The organism is Mycolicibacterium iranicum, assembly GCF_002101705.1.
Lineage (GTDB): Bacteria > Actinomycetota > Actinomycetes > Mycobacteriales > Mycobacteriaceae > Mycobacterium > Mycobacterium iranicum.
Genome location: NZ_LQPC01000030.1, coordinates 21,377 through 41,062 on the forward strand (window position 1 = coordinate 21,377; position 19,686 = coordinate 41,062).

The 19,686-nt window shown below is 65.3% G+C and carries 21 protein-coding genes and 4 tRNA genes; 10 read left to right on the top strand and 15 right to left on the bottom strand.

All coding sequences use genetic code 11. The annotated features are described in order from the left end of the window. Positions 1 to 75: 75 nt before the first annotated feature. Complete coding sequence (locus AWC12_RS13660; RefSeq protein WP_024448676.1) at positions 76 to 681, bottom strand: TetR/AcrR family transcriptional regulator; 606 nt, start codon at positions 679 to 681, stop codon at positions 76 to 78. A 116-nt stretch (positions 682 to 797) separates the two neighbouring features. Here AWC12_RS13660 and AWC12_RS13665 point away from each other — a divergent pair, with 116 nt between their 5' ends. Continuing rightward, on the top strand, positions 798 to 1,592 hold the full coding sequence (locus tag AWC12_RS13665; RefSeq protein WP_024448677.1) for an MBL fold metallo-hydrolase: 795 nt from the start codon (positions 798 to 800) through the stop codon (positions 1,590 to 1,592). Here AWC12_RS13665 and AWC12_RS13670 read toward each other — a convergent pair. The 5 genes from AWC12_RS13670 to AWC12_RS13690 all read right to left on the bottom strand — a co-directional run bounded on the left by AWC12_RS13670 (position 1,589) and on the right by AWC12_RS13690 (position 3,073). Then, on the bottom strand, positions 1,589 to 2,161 hold the full coding sequence (locus tag AWC12_RS13670) for a TetR/AcrR family transcriptional regulator (RefSeq protein WP_412093772.1): 573 nt from the start codon (positions 2,159 to 2,161) through the stop codon (positions 1,589 to 1,591). The two genes, AWC12_RS13665 and AWC12_RS13670, sit on opposite strands and share 4 nt — an antisense overlap. A 23-nt stretch (positions 2,162 to 2,184) precedes the next feature. Next, positions 2,185 to 2,742, bottom strand: a complete 558-nt coding sequence (locus AWC12_RS13675; protein WP_085174974.1) for a chorismate mutase — start codon at positions 2,740 to 2,742, stop codon at positions 2,185 to 2,187. A gap of 25 nt (positions 2,743 to 2,767) precedes the next feature. Continuing rightward, positions 2,768 to 2,844, bottom strand: a tRNA-Phe gene (locus AWC12_RS13680). A 40-nt stretch (positions 2,845 to 2,884) separates the two neighbouring features. Beyond that, positions 2,885 to 2,961 (bottom strand) — tRNA-Asp (locus AWC12_RS13685). Between the two features lie 39 nt (positions 2,962 to 3,000). After that, a tRNA-Glu gene (locus tag AWC12_RS13690) sits at positions 3,001 to 3,073 on the bottom strand. Between the two features lie 126 nt (positions 3,074 to 3,199). Between AWC12_RS13690 and AWC12_RS13695 the strand changes: the two genes are divergently transcribed. Further along, a tRNA-Lys gene (locus AWC12_RS13695) sits at positions 3,200 to 3,275 on the top strand. A gap of 11 nt (positions 3,276 to 3,286) precedes the next feature. Here the strand turns inward: AWC12_RS13695 and AWC12_RS13700 are convergent. The 3 genes from AWC12_RS13700 to AWC12_RS13710 all read right to left on the bottom strand — a co-directional run bounded on the left by AWC12_RS13700 (position 3,287) and on the right by AWC12_RS13710 (position 5,834). After that, positions 3,287 to 4,021, bottom strand: coding sequence for a PhnD/SsuA/transferrin family substrate-binding protein (locus AWC12_RS13700; protein WP_085174975.1), 735 nt, complete (start codon positions 4,019 to 4,021; stop codon positions 3,287 to 3,289). Between the two features lie 102 nt (positions 4,022 to 4,123). Further along, positions 4,124 to 4,804 (bottom strand): VldE C-terminal domain-containing protein, encoded by a 681-nt coding sequence (locus tag AWC12_RS13705; protein ID WP_024448681.1) that lies wholly within the window; start codon positions 4,802 to 4,804, stop codon positions 4,124 to 4,126. A gap of 133 nt (positions 4,805 to 4,937) precedes the next feature. Continuing rightward, positions 4,938 to 5,834 (bottom strand): serine/threonine-protein kinase, encoded by an 897-nt coding sequence (locus AWC12_RS13710; RefSeq protein ID WP_024448682.1) that lies wholly within the window; start codon positions 5,832 to 5,834, stop codon positions 4,938 to 4,940. A gap of 146 nt (positions 5,835 to 5,980) precedes the next feature. Here AWC12_RS13710 and AWC12_RS13715 point away from each other — a divergent pair, with 146 nt between their 5' ends. After that, entirely contained in the window at positions 5,981 to 6,337 is a 357-nt protein-coding gene (locus tag AWC12_RS13715) for a DUF2510 domain-containing protein (protein ID WP_024448683.1), read from the top strand. Positions 6,338 to 6,340: 3 nt separating this feature from the next. On the opposite strand, the gene AWC12_RS13720 is transcribed toward AWC12_RS13715, so the two are convergent. Both AWC12_RS13720 and AWC12_RS13725 read right to left on the bottom strand, forming a co-directional pair. Further along, positions 6,341 to 6,988 carry a L,D-transpeptidase family protein gene (locus AWC12_RS13720; RefSeq protein ID WP_110808638.1) on the bottom strand — a complete coding sequence of 216 codons (648 nt, stop codon included), beginning with the start codon at positions 6,986 to 6,988 and terminating at the stop codon, positions 6,341 to 6,343. A 21-nt stretch (positions 6,989 to 7,009) separates the two neighbouring features. After that, a complete protein-coding gene (locus AWC12_RS13725; RefSeq protein WP_085174977.1) occupies positions 7,010 to 8,029 on the bottom strand; it encodes an oxygenase MpaB family protein in 1,020 nt (339 codons plus the stop codon). Positions 8,030 to 8,100: 71 nt separating this feature from the next. Here AWC12_RS13725 and AWC12_RS13730 point away from each other — a divergent pair, with 71 nt between their 5' ends. From AWC12_RS13730 to phoU, 5 genes are all read left to right on the top strand, one after another. Continuing rightward, on the top strand, positions 8,101 to 8,682 hold the full coding sequence (locus AWC12_RS13730; protein WP_085174979.1) for a TetR/AcrR family transcriptional regulator: 582 nt from the start codon (positions 8,101 to 8,103) through the stop codon (positions 8,680 to 8,682). 106 nt (positions 8,683 to 8,788) lie between these two features. Next, a complete protein-coding gene (locus AWC12_RS13735) occupies positions 8,789 to 9,793 on the top strand; it encodes an acyl-ACP desaturase (protein ID WP_024448687.1) in 1,005 nt (334 codons plus the stop codon). 29 nt (positions 9,794 to 9,822) lie between these two features. Beyond that, positions 9,823 to 10,956 carry a tRNA dihydrouridine synthase DusB gene (dusB, locus tag AWC12_RS13740; RefSeq protein WP_085174980.1) on the top strand — a complete coding sequence of 378 codons (1,134 nt, stop codon included), beginning with the start codon at positions 9,823 to 9,825 and terminating at the stop codon, positions 10,954 to 10,956. A gap of 263 nt (positions 10,957 to 11,219) precedes the next feature. Beyond that, the gene (locus AWC12_RS13745; protein ID WP_085174982.1) at positions 11,220 to 13,208 is read left to right on the top strand and encodes an LCP family protein; all 1,989 of its coding nucleotides are present in this window, start codon (positions 11,220 to 11,222) and stop codon (positions 13,206 to 13,208) included. A gap of 88 nt (positions 13,209 to 13,296) precedes the next feature. Next, on the top strand, positions 13,297 to 13,965 hold the full coding sequence (gene phoU, locus AWC12_RS13750; protein WP_024448690.1) for a phosphate signaling complex protein PhoU: 669 nt from the start codon (positions 13,297 to 13,299) through the stop codon (positions 13,963 to 13,965). An 89-nt stretch (positions 13,966 to 14,054) separates the two neighbouring features. Here phoU and pstB read toward each other — a convergent pair whose 3' ends face one another. From pstB to pstS, 4 genes are read right to left on the bottom strand one after another with little or no spacing between them, the layout of a single operon-like run. After that, positions 14,055 to 14,831 carry a phosphate ABC transporter ATP-binding protein PstB gene (gene pstB / locus AWC12_RS13755; RefSeq protein ID WP_085174984.1) on the bottom strand — a complete coding sequence of 259 codons (777 nt, stop codon included), beginning with the start codon at positions 14,829 to 14,831 and terminating at the stop codon, positions 14,055 to 14,057. Between the two features lie 8 nt (positions 14,832 to 14,839). After that, positions 14,840 to 15,742 carry a phosphate ABC transporter permease PstA gene (pstA, locus tag AWC12_RS13760; RefSeq protein WP_085174986.1) on the bottom strand — a complete coding sequence of 301 codons (903 nt, stop codon included), beginning with the start codon at positions 15,740 to 15,742 and terminating at the stop codon, positions 14,840 to 14,842. Continuing rightward, entirely contained in the window at positions 15,739 to 16,788 is a 1,050-nt protein-coding gene (pstC, locus tag AWC12_RS13765) for a phosphate ABC transporter permease subunit PstC (RefSeq protein WP_085174988.1), read from the bottom strand. The genes pstA and pstC overlap by 4 nt, the downstream gene beginning before the upstream one ends. Before the next feature lie 18 nt (positions 16,789 to 16,806). Beyond that, on the bottom strand, positions 16,807 to 17,937 hold the full coding sequence (pstS, locus tag AWC12_RS13770) for a phosphate ABC transporter substrate-binding protein PstS (protein WP_085174990.1): 1,131 nt from the start codon (positions 17,935 to 17,937) through the stop codon (positions 16,807 to 16,809). 199 nt (positions 17,938 to 18,136) lie between these two features. On the opposite strand from pstS, the gene AWC12_RS13775 reads away from it, so the two are divergent. Both AWC12_RS13775 and AWC12_RS13780 read left to right on the top strand, forming a co-directional pair. Further along, entirely contained in the window at positions 18,137 to 18,814 is a 678-nt protein-coding gene (locus AWC12_RS13775; RefSeq protein ID WP_085174992.1) for an arsenate reductase/protein-tyrosine-phosphatase family protein, read from the top strand. Between the two features lie 13 nt (positions 18,815 to 18,827). Then, complete coding sequence (locus tag AWC12_RS13780) at positions 18,828 to 19,505, top strand: arsenate reductase ArsC (RefSeq protein ID WP_085174994.1); 678 nt, start codon at positions 18,828 to 18,830, stop codon at positions 19,503 to 19,505. Positions 19,506 to 19,686 lie beyond the last annotated feature (181 nt).

The following is a 19,686-nucleotide window of genomic DNA, read 5'->3' on the forward strand; positions in this document are numbered from 1 at the left end:
ACATCACACCGCCGAAACTGCATTCCACGCGGCCCGAACGCCGGTTTCGCCGCATGGAATGCAGTTTCGGCGCGGTCAGTCAGGCCCTTCGATGCCGGTGCGCAGCAGTTCCAGCGCGTGCCTGCAGAGCCGGTCCAGTTCGGGGAGCGACCTGTCGTCACCGAGCATCCAGACCTCCATCGCACCGAACACCGCCGCAGCAATGCAGCGTGCGGTGACGGTGATGCGCATCCGTTCGTCTGTGCCCGGCGGTGCGCCGTTGGTTTTGGTCATGTGCTCTTCGACCGCCTCAGCGAAGTCCGCTTCGACCTGCCGGATATGGCGGACGATGCGGCTTGCGTCGAGTTCCTGGGACCGCATCGTGGCGATCTTGGTGACCGCCCAGCCGTCGTACGGCGAATCCATGATCGCGGCCTGCACGGACTCGATGATCGGATCGTTGGGCGAACGCGCCGCCAATGCGGATCGGAACCAATGCAAGCCCGCGTCGTAGTCGGCGAACAGCAGGTCGTGCTTGGACGCGAAGTGCCGGTAGAACGTGCGCAGCGACACCCCGGCATCGGCGGCGATCTGCTCGGCCGTCGTTTCCTCGACACCCTGAGCGAGGAAGCGCACCACGGCGGCCTGCCGCAGCGCTTCCCGCGTACGCTCGGAGCGCACCGTCTGAGCAGGCCGGACCATGTGCGTAAATTACCCCACCCGGCAGCCCGGGTTTGCGAACACCATTGTCTGATTTGACTTACGAACCGGTGAGTCCGTTGACTGACCTGAAGTAACCAACGGCCGGGGGGACGTTTGTGAAAGTTCATCATCTGAACTGCGGAACGCTACGACCCGTGGCCACGCCAGACGTGGTCTGCCACGTGCTGGTGGTCGAGTCCGATGCCGGATTGGTCCTGGTCGATTCGGGCTTCGGCACCCGTGATTGCGCCAATCCCGGTGAGTTCGGACGTCTGAGGCGCAGAGTCCTCGGACCGGTGCTCGACCGCACAGAGACCGCCGCATACCAACTCCCTCGGCTGGGATTCGCCCTGTCCGACGTCCGCCACATCATCGTCACCCACTTCGACTTCGACCACATCGGTGGGCTCGCGGACTTCCCTGACGCCCAGGTGCACGTCACCGCGATAGAAGCGTTCAGCGCCATGCGATCTCGCGCGATCGCCAACCGGGTGCGCTACCAGTCTTCGCAGTGGGCACACGGGCCGCGGATCGTCGAGCACGACATCGACGGTGAGCCGTGGCGCGGATTCGCCGCCGCACGAGAGCTGACCGAGATCGGGCCCGGTTTCGCGATGGTGTCACTTCCCGGACACACCGACGGGCACGCGTGCGTGGCCGTCGACGCGGGCGACCGCTGGCTGCTGCACGCCGGTGACGCGTTCTTCCACATCAGCCAGATCGAAGCAGGGACGCCGCCGATGCCGAAAGCGTTGGCAGGCTTCGAGCTGGTCGTCGCCAACGACCGAAAAAAGGTCAGGGACAACCACTCTCGACTCGCCGAGCTCTACCGGCGCCAGGAGCCCGACCTCAGGATCCTGTGCAGCCACGACCCCACGCTCTTCGAACGCGCGAAAGCCGAAAGCTCTTAGCTCCCGGGCGGGCTGAGTAAAGCGATGGACGCGTCGACGGCCTCATCGGTCACGTCGCTCATCCTGCCGCCCTCCTCCACCGTGATCGCCGTGAGCTCCCGAAGGCCGCCGAGCAGCATGATGATGCGCCCCCGCGACACGGGACCGATGCCGGCCGCGCGGAATTCGTCAGTGGCGCCCAGTGTTCCGACCATGTCGATGAAGTTGTCCATGGCGTCGCGCTGAAGTTCGCGGGCGACGGCTCCGAGGGAGGGCACGTCGCGAATCCAGCTGAGCATCAACGCCGAACGGGCCTCGCCGGAGGAGATCCACGCCTCGATCGCCTGCCGCACCTGCTTCTGCCACGGGGCGCTGGGGTCGACCGCTTCCGAGATCTGCCGGATCTGATCGGCGTTGGCGTCCGACAGCAGAGCAACGAAACATGCTTCCCTGCTGTCGAAATGCTCGTAGAACGTGCGACGCGACGTCCTGGCGCGCCGCACGATATCGGCGACGGTGGTCTTCGGGTAACCGTCCTCGGCGATCGACTCCTCAAGCGCGTCGAGCAGCCGCTGGCGAAAATCCTTCATGTCACCCGACATGTTCCCATGCTCTAGCGGCAGTAGTTGCGCGTCGCGAAGTCGATGGCCTGCCGGTAGAGGGGATCGAGGCCGCGCTGTTGCACCACCGTCGCCTTGGCCTGGTCGAGCTCGGGGCGGCAGGCCGGCGAATGCAGCTTGCCCCACTCGTCGGCCATCAGCGTCACCATCTCGCGGTTGAGCGCGTCGATGACGCCGCGCGACGAAGCCAGATCGGGCGAGTCGACGGGTGCGACGGCCGGATCGAATTTCCATTGGGCCAGCCGGGTGTACTCGATCGCGACCGTAGCGTCGATCTGGTCGCGGAACGCCGTCGTCACGTACGCCGGGTTGATGTCGAGGGTGGTCGCCTCCGCGGACACCGCGTCGAGGACCTGCTGCTCGCGAGCCGGGTCCTCGATCAGTCCGCCGGTGTGGAACTTGTTGGCGGCGATCGGTTCGGCGACCTGCAGGCGGCGGGTGGCGGCGTCGACGAGGTCGACGAGCGTGCTGTTGGGCTGCGCGGACGCGACAGGCGCAACCAGCGTCGCACACGCGGCAAAAAGGAGGGCGGAGGCGAGGAGACGAATCATCGCAGACCATCATGCACTGAAGTCGTGGTGGCCAGGGCCGGGATCGAACCGGCGACCTTCCGCTTTTCAGGCGGACGCTCGTACCAACTGAGCTACCTGGCCGGACGGCACCGATCACTTGCCTGCAAGTGCCTCGCCGTGATGGCGACCCTGACGGGACTCGAACCCGCGACCTCCGCCGTGACAGGGCGGCGCGCTAACCAACTGCGCCACAGGGCCTTACTGTGTTGCTCCTCCCACCGTAGTGGTCGTCGCGTGTACCCCCAACGGGATTCGAACCCGTGCTACCGCCGTGAAAGGGCGGCGTCCTAGGCCACTAGACGATGGGGGCCTATTCCGAATTCCTCCGGGGCACTCGCAACTCTCATGCCGTTGGGAGCTTCGATAGCTTAGGGTACGGACACCCAAATCCTCAAACGGGCTGCGTGCCGTATCCTTTTGCAGTCCACACGACATTGCCCCTATAGCTCAGTTGGTAGAGCTACGGACTTTTAATCCGCAGGTCGCAGGTTCGAGCCCTGCTGGGGGCACCACAGAACCGCCGTCAGAAGCCGGCGGGCAGCCGCTCCATATCAGCGAAGAACGCGGCGACATCCTCGTCGCGGTACCGCGTGAACGGCCCGAAAAGGGCGTCCGGTCCGGGGTGCCAGGTCACGAGTGCGTCGAGAAGCCTCTTGCGCAGGCCCTCCGGGACGCCGTCCCCTACGACGACCACCGCGCCGGTCGCATCGTCGTACCGTCCGATGACCTTCGTCGTGTCGGCGTTGGACGGCGTCGCCCGCCAGATGTCCTCGACGACCATCGTGGCGCGCACCGTCCCGTCGATCACGGCGTCGATCTGTCCCTGCCACGGCGCCGTCGCGCGCAGGTCGAAGAAGCCGTGGAGATCGTCTCCCCGGCGGTTCAGCAATATTGCCGGGCAGAAGTAACTCGACGAACACGACGTGTTGATGTAGCCGAACGTCGCGCCGGGCAAGTCGCTGATGCTCTCGGCTGGATCGTCTTTGCGCACCACGAGCACGCTTGGGAGTTTCGAGCTGCCGGTGAGCTTGGACGTCACGGCCGCAAGACCGCGGTAGTAGGTGTCACTTGCGGCGAGGAGACGGTGAAAATCCGAGATCGGCATGAACACGATGTCGGGCTCGTGCCGTGCGACGCTGCGGTCCAGCTCCGGCAGGTCGTTCGTGAGGCTTGTCGTGACGCCGAGCCCGGCGAGGATGTCGCTCCAGGGCTTCTCGTTCACCGGAAGTCCGAGATTGCTGTCCACCAGAAATTCCATGGCGCTCCGCCTTTTCGTCGCGCTCGTCGCCACCGAGCGCGCGCTCAATGCCCGCTTGGGGCGGCGTGTCGCCGGGCAGACACGCGCGCTCGCGGTGCAAAGTCAGCGGTAGTAGACCTCGTCGCCGTCGGGATAGCCGCCGCCCGTCGTCGTGATGTGCACGTGGTCGTAGTGGCCGTAGCCGCCGGACCGGGCACCGCCCGGCGTGTAGTACACCCCGCGCCAGATCGCGTCCTGAATGCCGAAGCGCTTCGCGTTGTCCAGCACGTAGGCCACGATCTGGTTGCCCAGTGCGATGCCGGCCTCCGAGCTCGGGTTCGGAATCATCACGTCGAGTGCGAGGCCTTCGGGATGCCACCTCAGCGCGTCTTGACGCACGCCGCCGATGTTGTTGATCTCCGGGAAGACCTCGCTGACGCTGCGCGCGGTCAGGATCGTCCTGACTTGCAGTCCGCGTTCGGGCGCGACTCCCGCAGGCAACGCGCGGCTCACCACACGCCAGCGCGACGCGGAAGCCAGCGAGGCCGGCTCCGCCGTCGGGCCACCATCGACGATGAGGGGCGGTCCAGATGTAGGTGCGCCTGCCGCCACGATCTCGACGTTCCAGGGCGCGGCGGGGTCGGGAAGGGCGGGCGACGGGGCGGAGACGGGCGCAGCCTCGGCGACCTCTGCGGCCGGCGTCGTATCGCTCTGAGACATCAGCAGCACGGCTGCGGGCGCCAGCGCGGTCAACGCGTACACCGACGAATGACGCCGCTTCTTCGGTAGGGAGTGCCGACCCACGCCCAGCAACATAACGAAAAATCGCGCAAAATACACCATCAAACTGCGGAACTGAACCCGACACGCAGATCGTTACCCGACCGCTACCAATCGGTGAGCGAAGCTATATCCGCAGGTCAGACCGCTGATTTCGCTACACGGCGACCAGTAATCCGGCCAGCACCAGGACGAGCAGAATTGCCCCGGCCGCAAGCACCGCGCCGGTGCGGCGCGGCGGTTGCGCGGGAGCGTCGAGACTCGCCCGCATCTGCTCCGCCGTGGCGAACCGCCACCGCGGATCGCGGGCCATCGCGCGTTCGATCGTCGCCACCAGCGCCGGGTCGACGTCGGGCCGCAGGGTCGACAACGGCGGAAGCGCTCCGGCGGCGATCGCGTCGGCCAGAGCGCTCAGATTCTCCTGCGGGTACGCACGCCGCGCGGTCAACGCCTCGTAGGCCACGACGCCAAGCGCATAGAGGTCGTCACTCGGTGTCGCCGGCCTGCCCGCGATCCGGTCGGCGGGCAGATAGGCCATCGTCCCGAAAACGCGGTTCGTCAGCGTCTGCGGCGTGTCCGGGCTCTTCGCCACGCCGAAGTCCGCGATCTTCACTCCGCCGAACTCGGTGAACAGGATGTTGGCCGGCTTGATGTCGCGATGCAGCACCCCGCACGAGTGCGCGGCGCTCAGCGCCGACAACACATCCCTCATGATGGCCCGCACGTGGTCGGCCGACAGCGGGCCGTTGCGCGCCAGCACGTCGGCTAGGTTCTGCCCCGGCAGCCGCTCCAACACGATGTAGTGCCTGCCCTCGTGCACTCCGGTGTCGTGGACGGCGACGACATGCGGGTGGTTGAGTGCGGCGGCGGCACGCGCCTCGGTGGCGAAGCGCCTGCGGGTGTCGGGCTGGACGGAGACTGCGGGATAGAGGAGTTTGACGGCCACGGGTCGGCCCAGCCGCTTGTCCCAGGCGTCACGGACCTCGGCCATACCACCGCGGCCGAGAACGCGCCCCAACTCGTAGCGGCCGCCAAGGATCTCCGGCGCCTGCATACTCCCAACCTAACCGGTCCGCGGCGAACGCAAACCTCACACGCGGGCTCCGTGGGAACTGCAGACGTGTTCGGCCAGGACCCGGCCATGCAGACCCTCCTTTCAGCCGGCGCCACGATGTCAGGCGGCTCGTATGATCAAGTTCAATGCGCGACAGCGGAGTTGATCGACCATTTGCGCGCCGTCACCCCGTGGTGACGGTGCTGGCCGTGGTGACGGCCGCGTGGTGGCTGTGGCAGGGCTGGTATGAGGCGCTCGCATTGGTCGTCGTGGCCGGCCTGATCGTCGTCGCGCGCAAACGCCGCCGCACCGCCCTCCTTCGCGATGCCGGCCTGCGCGCCCGCGCCGACTACGAGCACCGGCTGAACCTGGTCGGAGATCCGCGGGGTCTGTACGGCCGCTATGCACCCGTCGGACCCAATTGGTATCCCGATCCGCAGAACCCTCGCTGGCTGCGCTACTTCGACGGCCTCGCGTGGACGCCGCACGTGGTGCGCCGCTGAGCGTCAGACCGTGGGCGGACCGGTGATCCCCACGCCGATGACGATCTCCGGCCGGGCGGCTGGATCGAGCCACTGCAGTACGGAGCGCATCTGGTCGCGACCGATCGCCACACATCCCCAGGTGGGATCCCCGTCGGACACGTGCAGGAAGATCCCCGCCGACCGTCCGGGAATCCTCCCGGGGTTGTGGTCGATGACGACCGCATAGTCGTATATCGGACCCGAGTCGTACAGGTTCTCGGCGTCCTCGGACGCGATCTCGTCGGCGTGGACGTGGGTGTTGTAGGTCGGTGAGTCGACGTCCTCGTCCCACCAGTCCGCTTCCGTCGCTTGAAAATACGGCATCCTGGTGCCCGGATTGGGTTGCCGTCCGAAGGCCTGCCCCAACGGGAACCTCCCTTCAGGCGTTCGGAACACGTCGTCTTCGGGAGCGCCGACACCGAGGGATCCCAGATCGGCCGGCGTGGGGCCCAGCACCATCAGCCACTCGGCGCCGACGCGCTCGTAGGCCGACAACGTCGCCGTGGGCGACTGCGGTGCGGGCGCACTCACGACGATCAACTGAGCGGGAGACGACGCGTGGGCGGTCGAGGCGGTGCCGGACAGCGCCGCCGCGACCGCACCGACCACGGCTGTCAGCTTGTGTCGCACCTTACGAACGTAGCGCGGCGGTCAGACCTTCGGGCAGTAGAAGTGCGGGTCGCCGCGGTACTCGACGGGCGGCAGGTTGCGCGCCGGGGTCTCCACCAGCGGTGCGTCGACCGGCAGTCTTCCGGTGGCGCGGTCCCACGCCGAACGCTTACGTGGATGCATCATCATGCGTTTCGGCAGCAGCTTGACGACGTGGTAGACGACCTTCCCGAACAGCCGATGTGCGCGTTCCTGCCGGGGCGACCAGCTATATCCCATCAACTCGCGCACCGCAGGGTCGAACAAGCCCACGGTGGTGAAGTTGAAAAACCGTTGCATGGCACTGAGATTGAGCCGCCACAGCCAGTCCGGCAGCCACTCCAGCGACGGATGCTTCGGCATCGTCGACAGGTCGAGCACCGTCCTGGCGGCCCAGTTGTTCTCAAGCACGTTGTGGCACATGTGATCCCAGTAGTCGCAGAACTCCTCCCAGGACTTCGGGACCGGACGCATGCTCATGCCGTACATGCGGTACCAGGTGATGTGCTCGTCGAAGAGCTGCCGCTTCTGCTCCTCGGTGAGACCGCCGCCCAGCCACTCGGCGGCCAACAGGGTCGACTTGAAGAACGTGGCGTGCGCCCAGTAGAAGACGTCGGGATTCAGCGCGCTGTAGCGGCGGCCCTGCTCGTCGACTCCTTTGATCCCGATGTGATAGTCGCGGACCTCCGACCCGGTCCGCGGGGCGCGGTAGCCGTCGAACACCACTCCCCCGATCGGATACACCGACCGGAACAGCCGCGGCATCCGTTCCATGAAGAAGATGGAGTGCTGCTCGACGGCGGCGCCCAGTTGGGGGTGCATGTTCTGCATCGACCCGGCCCACGGCCCCTGCAGCATTCCGGTCCATTGCCCGAAGTACCGCCAGGTGAGCGAATCGGGCCCGAGCGGTACCGGCGGGGCGTCATAGCCGCCGCCGGTCACCGGGCAGCCCACCGCCGAGACATCCGGCTCGGCGCCGGATGTGCTGGTCACAGGGCATGCCGCAGACGTATCTTGGGTCACTACCGCTCTTCTCGCCGACGCATCACGAAACTTTGACTACAGACGTTGTCACTATGGAGCTTAGGAGGACCGTGCCGTCCGGTCAACGACGCGGGAGATGGTCGGGCGTTCCGCTGGAAGATCGCCAAGCGCTCCGGCGGGATGAACTCATCGCCGCGGGCATCGGTCTGCTGGGCAGCCCCGGCGGACCCAACCTGACCGTGCGCGCCGTCTGCAAGGCCGCCGGCCTCACCGAGCGGTACTTCTACGAGAGCTTCGCCGACCGCGACGAGTACGTGGCAGCGGTCTACGACGACGTCTGCGCCGCCGCGATGTCGACGCTCATGGAATCCGAGAGCATGCGCGACGCCGTCGAGAGGTTCGTCGCGCTGATGATCGACGACCCCGCCCGCGGCAGGGTGCTCCTACTCGCGCCGGAGGCCGAACCGGTTCTGGCCCGCTCGGGCGCCCGGTGGATGCCGAACTTCATCGAGTTGCTGCAGCGCAGCCTCACCCAGATCACCGACCCCACCACGCAGGCGATGGTTGCCACCGGCCTGATCGGGGCACTCACTGCGTTGTTCACGGCATACCTCGACGGCAGGCTCGACGCCACTCGCGTGCAGTTCATCGACCATTGCGCTGAGCTACTGCTCAGCAGGGCGGTGACCTGAATCGGCCCGCTACCTGCAGATGCGGCGCGGCGCGGCGGCTTGAATGTCACCGGGATACACAGATATATTGAGTGCAACCATCAGGTACAGATAACTGGGAGGTGTCGTGTCGAAAGACCTGACCGACCTGCAACTGCTGAGGGAACTCGAGCCCGTCGTCGAGCCCCTCGTCAACCGTCACATGCGGATGAAGAAGGACTGGAACCCGCACGACTACATCCCCTGGTCCGATGGCAAGAACTACTACGCGCTCGGCGGCCAGGACTGGGATCCCGAGCAGTCGCAGCTCTCCGACGTCGCCCGCGTTGCGATGCTGGTGAACCTGCTTACCGAGGACAACCTGCCGTCCTACCACCGCGAGATCGCGATGAACTTCACCATGGACGGCCCGTGGGGCTTCTGGGTGAACCGGTGGACGGCCGAGGAGAACCGCCACGGCATCGCGCTGCGCGACTACCTCGTCGTCACCCGCAACGTCGACCCCGTCGAGCTGGAGATGCTGCGCATCGAGCAGATGACCCGCGGCTTCTCCCCCGGCCAGAACCAGCAGGTCGAGGCAGACCTGTTCGCCGAGAGCCTGTTCGATTCGGTCATCTACGTGACGTTCCAGGAACTGGCGACCCGCGTCTCGCACCGCAACACCGGCAAGGCGTGTGAGGAACCGATCGCCGATCAGCTCCTGCAACGCGTCTCGGCCGACGAGAACCTGCACATGATCTTCTACCGCGACGTCTCCGAGGCCGGTTTCGAGATCGCACCCGACCAGGCGATGAGGTCGCTGCACAAGGTGCTGCGCAACTTCAAGATGCCCGGGTACACGATCCCGGACTTCCGCAGGCGCGCCGTCACGATCGCCTCCGGCGGCGTGTACGACCCGCGTATCCACCTCGACGACATCGTGATGCCGGTGTTGAAGAAGTGGCGCATTTTCGAACGCGAAGATTTCAATGGAGACAGCGCCCGCCTGCGCGACGATCTCGGCCTGCTGGTCGAAGAACTGCAGGAAGCCGTCGACAAGTTCGAGATCGCCAAGCACCGTCGCGAGGAGCGCCTGCGCCAGATGGCCGAGAAGAAGGCGGCGAAGAACCTCTTGGTGTCGTCATCAGCGTAGAGAGCCCCCCTGTCGATGCGGCCCGATCCTTGCGGATCGGGCCGATCGCGTTGCGCAGCCCCGTCGTCCTCGCTCCGATGGCCGGGGTCACCAACGTCGCGTTCCGCACCTTGTGCCGCGAACTCGAACTGGCGCGCGCCGGCACCGTCAGCGGCCTGTACGTCTGCGAAATGGTGACTGCCCGCGCGCTCGTCGAGCGCCACCCCGTCACCATGCATATGACGACGTTCGCGCCCGAGGAGTCGCCGCGGTCGCTGCAGCTCTACACCGTCGACCCGGTCAACACGTACAAAGCCGCCAAGATGATCGTCGACGAGGACCTTGCCGACCACATCGACATGAATTTCGGCTGCCCGGTGCCCAAGGTGACCCGGCGCGGCGGCGGCGCGGCGCTGCCGTACAAGCGTCGCCTGTTCGGCCAGATCGTGGCTGCCGCCGTCAAGGCCACCGAAGGCACCGACATTCCGGTCACCGTGAAATTCCGGATCGGCATCGACGACGAACACCACACACACCTCGATGCCGGCCATATCGCCGCAGAGGAGGGAGCGGCCGCCGTCGCGCTGCACGCGCGCACCGCCTCGCAGCGATACTCGGGCAGCGCCGATTGGGATCAGATCGCCGCGCTGAAAGCCCACGTCACGAATGTTCCCGTCCTGGGTAACGGTGATATCTTCGACGCTCGTGACGCGCTGGCCATGATGGCCGCGACGGGTTGCGACGGCGTGGTGATCGGCCGGGGCTGCTTGGGGCGGCCGTGGCTGTTCGCCGAACTGTCGGCCGCGTTCACCGGGACTGCGCCCGCGACCCCGCCGACGCTCGGCGAGGTTGCGCAGATCATTCGTAGACATGGCGAGCTGCTCGCTGCGCATTTCGGAGAGGACAAAGGCATGCGGGACATCCGCAAGCACGTTGCGTGGTACATGCACGGGTTCCCCGCGGGGGCAGACCTGCGCAGATCGTTGGCACTGGTCAAGACAATTTCCGAACTCGACGACCTGCTCGGCGAGCTCGACCCGGACGTCCCGTTCCCTGCCGCGGCCAATGGCCCGCGGGGGCGCCAGGGGTCTCCGGCCTCTGTGACGTTGCCCGAGGGGTGGCTCGACGACCCCGACGATTGCACGGTGCCCGCGGGTGCCGACGTGATGCACTCGGGCGGCTGACAAGGGACGAAGCGATTCGGTCACCGGCCCGAAGCGGTTTCGAGACACGTTCGAGAGGGACTCGAAAGGGAAACGACACCAGGCTTCGACTGGAGGTCTCTCAGGATGTCTCAGTACGATGAGGGATCAATTGCCTGGCTCCGGTGGCGGAGTCGGCATCAGTGCTTTATGACAGTTATCAGGGCACACGGCTATCTGCGTGCCAGTGCGCAACGGCGCGCACACACCGCAACAAGCCGTGGAAGCTGGAAGGCCGGTAAGACATGAGTGACGGCGACACGGAGGACGCCGCTGCCACTCCTGGCCGCTCCGACAGCTCTGACGGGGCCACAGACAGGCCCGTCTCCGACTGGAATACCCGATCCCCCCGGCCGAAGCCAGGCGCCGCGCCGTGGGAACGGGAGATTTCCGGAGCTCAGGAGAAATCTCCTTCCACACCTCCGCGCGAGTCGACCGGTCCGGTCACCGTCGCCGACCTCATCGCCAAAATCAACGGCGGCGCTCCGTCTGCCGAGCCGAAGCGTCACCGCGCCGAACCGGAACACGAGTTCGACGTCCACCCCGAGCCTGAGCCCTACCCCGACGGTGACGACCTCGACACCACGATCCTGCCCGCCCTCGACGGGCGCGCCTCCGAATTGCCGGATCTGACCGCGCTGCGACCGAAGCACGTTACGGCGCCCCCGCCGCGCCGCGACCACAGGCGCGTCGCGATGGCCGGCCGGGTCGCCGCCGCACTGGTCGCGGTCTTTGCGCTGGTACTCACCGGCGGCGCCTGGCAATGGCAGTCGGCCAAGAACAACCTGCTCAACCGGGTGTCGGCCCTGGACCCCGACTCCCGCGACATCGTGGATCCCAACGCACAGTTCGGCGACGAGAACTTCCTCATCGTCGGCACCGACAGCCGCATCGGCCAGAACAGCGACATCGGCGCAGGCACCACCGAGGACGCCGCGGGAGCCCGCTCGGACACCGTGATGCTGGTGAACATCCCGGCCAACCGCAAACGTGTTGTCGCCGTGTCGTTCCCGCGCGACCTCGAGATCGAACCCATGAAGTGCGAGCCGTGGGATCCCGAGACCCGGCAGTACGGGCCCATCATGGACGAAGAGTCCCCGATGTATGGCAAAGAAGAGGTCTACACCGAGTACAAGCTCAACTCGGCGTTCGCGGTCGGCGGACCCAAATGCCTGGTCAAGGTCATCCAGAAGCTGTCCGGTCTGCACGTCAACCGGTTCATGGCCGTCGACTTCGTCGGTTTCTCGAAGATGGTCGACGCGCTCGGCGGTGTGGAGGTGTGCAGCACCACCCCGATCGAGGACTACGAGCTCGGCACCGTGCTGCCCACCGCCGGCCGGCAGATCGTCAACGGCCACACCGCACTGAACTACGTGCGCGCGCGTCAGGTCACCACCGAAACCAACGGCGACTACGGCCGCATCAAACGCCAGCAGCTGTTCCTGTCGTCACTGCTGCGCTCACTGATTTCCAAAGAGACATTCTTCTCGCTGTCGAAGCTCAACAACGTGGTCAACATGTTCATCGGCGACAGCTACGTCGACAACGTCGACACCAAGGATCTCGTGGACCTCGGCCAGTCCGTACAGGGTGTCACCGCCGGCCGCATCACGTTCGTCACCGTGCCAACCGTCGGGTATGCCGATGAGTATGGCAACGAGATCCCGCGCACCGATGACATGCGGGCGCTGTTCCGGGCGATCATCAACGATGAGCCGCTGCCCGAGGAGCGCAACGCCGACAACTCGCCGGTACCCGGTACACCCGAATCGCTGACCAGCCCGTCACCTGCCGAGAACGGACAGGACGGCAAGGAGGTCGTCGACGCCATCGTGACCGACCCGGAGACGGTCACCGTGCAGGTGTCGAACTCGACCGCGCAGACGGGCCTCGGGGCGACGGCGGCCAGTGCCCTACAGGCCTACGGGTTCAACGTGACGACCCCCGACGACTATCCGGGTCCGCTTCCGCAGACGACGGTCTTCTTCTCGGCCGGCAACGAGGAAGCCGCGGCGACTGTGGCATCTTCCTTTGCCAACGCAACCACTGAACGTGTCAACGGGATGGGCGACGTGGTCCAGGTGGTGCTGGGCAGCGACTTCGATTCGGTGGGCGCCCCCTCCCCCAGCGGATCCCCGTACCAGCTGACCGTCATTCGCGGCACCAAGGCTCCCACAACTGAGCTGCCCGAGGACCTGACTGTCACCAACGCCGCCGACACCAGCTGCGAATAGTGTCGCGGAGTATTTCGGCAGGTGGCATTCACCTTTCGTTCACCCTCCAAGTCGTGACCCTGGCGACAGCAGCCCGTAGGGTTGGTGCATGCGTACCGCTTATCACGAGCAGTTGGATGCCCTGACCAGCAGACTCGGCGAGATGTGCGGGCTTGCGGGCGCGGCCATGGAGAAAGCGACGCAGGCCCTGTTGCAAGCCGATCTGGCACTCGCCGAACAGGTGATCACCGACCACGATCAGATCTCCGCCCTGAGCGCCCGCGCCGAAGAAGACGCCTTCGTTCTCCTCGCGCTGCAGGCACCCGTCGCCGGAGATCTGCGTGCCATCGTGAGCTCGATCCAGATCGTCGCCGACGTCGACCGAATGGGCGCACTCGCGCTGCATGTCGCGAAGATCGCCCGCCGCCGTCACCCCCAGCACACGCTGCCGGAGGAGGTCAACGGCTACTTTGCGGAAATGGGCCGCGTGGCGGTGGAACTGGGCAACAGCGCCCAGGAGGTGCTGATCACCAGAGACCCGGAGAAGGCCGCGCGAATCCGCGAAGAGGACGACGCGATGGACGACCTACATCGTCACCTGTTCACAGTCCTGATGGACCGTGAATGGAAGCACGGGGTTGCCGCCGCCGTCGACGTGACGCTGCTCGGACGCTTCTACGAGCGCTTCGCCGACCATGCCGTCGAGGTGGCGCGGCGGGTCATCTTCCAGGTCACCGGCCGTTCGTCCGAAGAAGAAGAGATCGCCTCCCCCCGCTGACGCGGGCCTTGCATCGCCGAACAGACAGAAAATCGCCCCATTTCCCAGGAAATGGGGCGATTCTGTGCCTGCTCGCGCAGAGGGGGTGACTAACCGAAACGGCCCGAGATGTAGTCCTCGGTCGCCTTCTGCGTCGGGTTGGAGAAGATCTTTTCGGTTTCGTCGATCTCGACCAGCTTGCCCGGCTTGCCGGTCGCCTCCAAGTTGAAGAATGCCGTCTGATCGCTGACGCGCGCCGCCTGCTGCATGTTGTGCGTGACGATCACGATCGTGTAATCCTGCTTGAGCTCCGAGATCAGATCCGCGATCGCCAGCGTCGAGATCGGGTCAAGCGCCGAACAGGGCTCGTCCATCAGCAGCACGTCGGGCTGCACCGCGATGGCTCGGGCGATGCACAGACGCTGCTGCTGACCACCGGAGAGCCCGCCGCCCGGTTTGTCGAGGCGGTCTTTGACCTCATTCCAGAGGTTGGCACCCTTGAGCGAACGCTCCGCGACCTCGTCGAGCGTCTTCTTGTTGCGGACACCCTGCAGCTTGAGACCGGCCACCACATTGTCACGAATTGACATGGTGGGGAACGGGTTCGGCCGCTGAAACACCATGCCGATCGTCTTGCGTACGCTCACCGGATCGATGCCCGCGGCATAGATGTCCTCGCCGTCGAGGAGCACCGAGCCTTCGACACGGGCTCCTGGGAGCACCTCGTGCATGCGGTTGAGGGTGCGCAGCACGGTCGACTTGCCGCAGCCCGACGGACCGATGAATGCCGTGACACTGCGGGGCATCACCGACAAGCTCACGTCGGCTACCGCGTGGAACGAACCGTAGTAGATGTTGAGGTCTTTGAGATCAAGTCGCTTAGCCATTGGGGCCCCTAAACTCTGTTCCGCGTCAAGTATCGGTTGATGAATGCAGCGCCGAGGTACAGCGCCGCGATGATCAGGATCAGCGTCAGCGCGGCGCCCCAGACCCGCAATGCGCCAGCCGCTTCCGGGTTGATCAGTTCGGTGAAGATGAGCAGCGGTAGCGACGCCATGTTGCCCTCGAACGCATCCATGTTGATGGACCGGCTGTAACCGACCAGCACGAGAACCGGAGCCGTCTCACCCATGACCCGCGCCAGTGCGAGCAATATGCCGCTGATCATTCCCGGCAGTGCCGTCGGGACGACCACGCGGACGATGGTCTTCCATTTCGGAATTCCCAACGCGTAGGACGCTTCCCGCAATTCGTCGGGGACGAGCTTCAACATCTCCTCGGTGTTGCGGACGACGACGGGCAGCATCAACAACACCAACGCCAGCGACACGGCGAAGGCGCTCTGCTCGAAGCCCAGCGTCGCAATCCACAAGGCAAAGATGAAGAGCGCGGCCACGATCGACGGCACGCCGGCGAGAATGTCCACCATGAACGTGGTGATCTTGGCGAATCTGCCTCGGCCGTACTCGACCAGGTAGACCGCCGCCATGACGCCCAACGGCACCGACAGCACCGCGGCGATGGCTGCCTGGACGAGGGTGCCGTAGATCGCGTGGTAGACACCGCCTGCCATCTCCTCTGGCAGCACTCCGGCCAGTGAGTTTGTCCACCATGTCGACCCGACGATCGCGGTGAAGCCCTTGGCGATCACGGTGTAGAGCAGCCACGCCAGCGGGATCATAGCGATCACGAACGACGCGGCGAAAAGTGTTGTCGCAAGTCGATTCTTGAGTTTGCGACTCGCACTCACCGGATGAAAGGTCGGAACCTTCACCGGCCCGTCGAGTGTTGCCGTCATCCTCCACTGACCCTTCCGCCGGCCGCGGCACGGGCCAACGCGTTGACCACGAAGGTCAGCGCGAATAGTACGAAGCCTGCGGCGATGTAAGCACCTGTCGGCAGTGGAGCACTGAACTCCGCTGCAGCAGAAGCGATTTTGGATGCAAACGTGTAGCCGCCGTCAAACAGCGACCAGCTGCCCGCCTGGGCCGCGGTGCGCAGGATGATCAGGATGGCGATCGTCTCGCCGAGAGCGCGGCCAAGCCCCAGCATCGATGCGGCAATCATGCCGCTTCGGCCGTACGGGAAGACAGTCATCCTGATGACTTCCCATTTCGTCGCGCCGAGCGCCTGCGCGGCCTCGACGTGGCCTCTTGGCGTGAGTGCGAAGACCTCGCGCGTGACCGAGGTGATGATGGGCAGGATCATCACCGCCAGCACGATTCCAGCGGTGAAGATCGTTCCGCCGCCGGCCAACGAGACATTGCCGTCAGCGAAAAGGAAAAACCAGCCGAGGTTGTCATTGAGGAAGGTCGCCGCCGGCGTCAGCCACGGCGCCAGCACGAAAATGCCCCACAAGCCGAAGACGATCGACGGCACTGCGGCCAGCAGGTCCACCAACATTCCGAACGGCCGCGCCATCCGGCTTGGCGCGTAGTTCGTCAGGAACGCTGCGATGCCGATCGCAATAGGTACGGCGAGAAGAAGCGCGAACACCGAACTGAGGACCGTGACCATGAACAGGTCGCGGATTCCGAAGCGCAGGTTGTCCGAGTCGCTGGTCAGGAATTCGGTGCTGAACAGGAAGTTGGCCTGATTGGCCTGTAGTGAGGGAACCGCCTTGATGATCAGGAACAGCGCCATCAATGCGATCGCGCCGATGATGGTTGCGCCGGCAGCGACAGCGATGGACTTGAAGACGGTGTCGCCCCAACGCCCGTCGCCCCGCCTCAATGCCGATCCCTTCCCAGATGCTGATGGTTTATCGGAAGTATCCCCGCCCCGCTGTGGGTCCGTCGACTTGGTCGACGGACCCACAGCGGTCGAGTCAGGTGTCACAGCCATGGGTGTGGTTGTCTCTGCCTAGCTGGTCGAGTTGATGGCGTCGACAGCCTCGGTCAACCGCGCCTTGAATGCCTCGGGCACCGGGATGTAGCCGTTCTCCTCGAGGCCGGTCTGTCCGTTGCCCAGCGCCGAGTGCATGAACGCCTTGACCGCAGTCGCGACCTCCGGGTCCGGGTACTGCGAGCACACGATCTCGTAGGCGGCGAGCATGATCGGGTACGAACCGGGCTCGGTCGGCATGTAGAACGACGCGGTGTCGAGCACCAGGTCATTTCCCTCGCCCTTGAACTTGACGGCATCGATGGCCTTACCGGCCGACTCCGTATTCAGTTCGACCGGCTCGGGGCCCGCCGAGGTGATGATCTTGGCGATGGACAGGCCCTGCGCCTTGGCGAAAGACCACTCGTTGTACGTGATGGAGCCCGGCGTGCTCGCGATGGCCGCCGAGGTGCCCTCATTGCCCTTGGCGCCCTCGCCGACGCCGCCCGCGAACGACTTACCAGCACCCTTGCCCCAGGCCCCGTCCGATGCCGCATCCAGGTACTTCTGGAAGTTGTCCGTGGTACCCGATTCGTCGCTGCGGAAGATCACGTTGATCGGCGCGGCGGGCAGGGTGACACCTTCGTTCAGAGCAGCGATCTCGGGTGCATCCCACGTCTTGACAGTGCCGTTGAAGATCTTTGCCGCGGTCGGACCGTCAAGCACCAATCCGTCGACGCCCTCGACGTTGTAGGTGATGGCAATGGGCCCGAACACCGCGGGCAGATTCCACGCCTCACTGCCACCGCAGCGTTCCTTGGCCTTGTCGTATTCACCCTTCTCTGCACTCAGCGGCGAGTCGGAGCCGCCGAAGTCGGTCTGCCCGCCGAGGAACTCCGAGACGCCGGCGCCAGAACCACTGGACGTGTAGTTCAGGGTGTAGCCGGGGCAGTCTTTCTCGTAGGCGTTGATGAACCGCGTCATCGCATTGGCCTGCGCGGACGAACCACTGGCTTTCAGCGCTTCCTTGCCGCCGCAATCTCCGGCGGCGGCCGATCCGCCGTCACCCGATTCCGAGGACGCGGTGTTGTTGTCACTGCCACAAGCGGACAGCAGCAGCGCGCCGGCGGCCAGCATGCTCAGCGCGGCACCAGATCGTTTGGCCTTCACGAAGCTCCTTCAATGCAGATACGGGTAGGACGCATATCGCGTCGAGCAGAACTCTCGTCGCTCGGCTGTGAACCTAGGGGCTGCTGGTAAATCGGCGCCCTATGGATGGTGAACGGGAGATGAACCGGCAAGGGGGGCGAGGCGACGATTCTGCAGGAGGGCTTGAAATCGGTTTGATGACTCAATACTAATTGAGTCAATGACCACTGATATAAGTCAGGACACTGTCGGCCGTGCAGCGCGCTTCGCCGCCCTCGCCGACCCGGTTCGGCTGACGATCATCGATCACCTACTGCTGGGCGACGCCTCGTCGTCGGAACTGCGCAGCGTCCTCGGTATCCAGTCGAACCTGCTGGCCCATCACCTGGGGCAGCTCAGGAAGACCGGTCTGATTCGAAAGACGCGCTCGGAAGCCGATGGCCGGCGAAGCTATTTCAGCCTCAATCGGCAGGCGCTCGATTCTCTGGCGCCCGTGGCACATCGCCACGCGCAGCGCGTCGTCTTCGTCTGCACCCAGAACTCTGCACGCAGCCAGCTCGCCGCAGCCATCTGGAACCGCCGTAGCGAACTACCCGCCACCTCCGCCGGCACCCACCCCGCAGCCCGTGTCCACCCCGGAACGTTGGCCGCAGCGCGCAGGCACAAGCTTCACCTTCGCCCACATGTCCCCCGGTATCTGGGAGACGTATTGGCCGCCGGCGATCTGGTCATCGCGGTCTGCGACAACGCTCATGAGGAGTTGGCCAGCGAGCTGGCGCGCCTGCACTGGTCGGTCGCCGACCCCGCCCGTACCGCGCGAGCTGATGCGTTCGACGCCGCGGTCGACGAACTTACCGAGCGCATCCAGAATCTCGTGCCCACCCTGAAGTCCGTCTGACAAGGAGAACACCGTGACCGACAGCATCGCTCCCGACGCCCATCCGCACCTGCGCCACGATCTGTCCATCGATCAGCGTCTGGCACTGAAATCCGCCGCGACCCATCTGGAGACCGAGTTCGACGGCGTCTACGGCATCGAGACGATCGAGCGTTTCTTGCACTCGTCCTACGACCAGTTCGCCGGGCGGGCCAGTATCCCCAATTTCCTTCCCTTACTCGCTGAACGCTTTGCCCGACAACGCCTTCGAGCCTTGGCCAAGGTGGAGGGCAAACACCACGACGGAAAGCCGACCGTCCTGTTCCTGTGCACACACAACGCAGGGCGGTCACAGATGGCGATGGGATTCTTCACCCACTTGGCCGGCGACGCCGCCGTGGCCTGGTCGGGTGGATCGGAACCCGGAAACGAGGTGAATCGTGCGGCTGTCGCCGCCATGGCCGAACGCGGTATCGACATCTCCCGCGAGTACCCGAAACCCTGGACAGACGAAATCGTTCGTGCCGCTGACGTCATCATCACGATGGGCTGCGGCGATGCCTGCCCGGTATTCCCCGGCCTCCGGTATGAGGAATGGAAGCTCGATGACCCGCACGGGCAGGATGTCGAGGCAGTACGGCCGATCCGCGACGAGATCGAGCGCCGGGTCCGCGCCCTGCTCGCTGAACTGGACGTAGCCGTCCCCTCCTAGCGTCTATTCGCTGTGCTGAAAACGATCTGGCGGACGCTGGGCTCTGGCGTCGCGTGGCTGCGGGCCGGCTATCCCGAGCGATCCCCGACGGGCCATTTGGCACTAATGGCCCTCAATGGACCGAGTGCGCTGACTCTGCGGCAAAGGAATTGCGTCGCAGCACAGTTGGAAGCGTCGACGC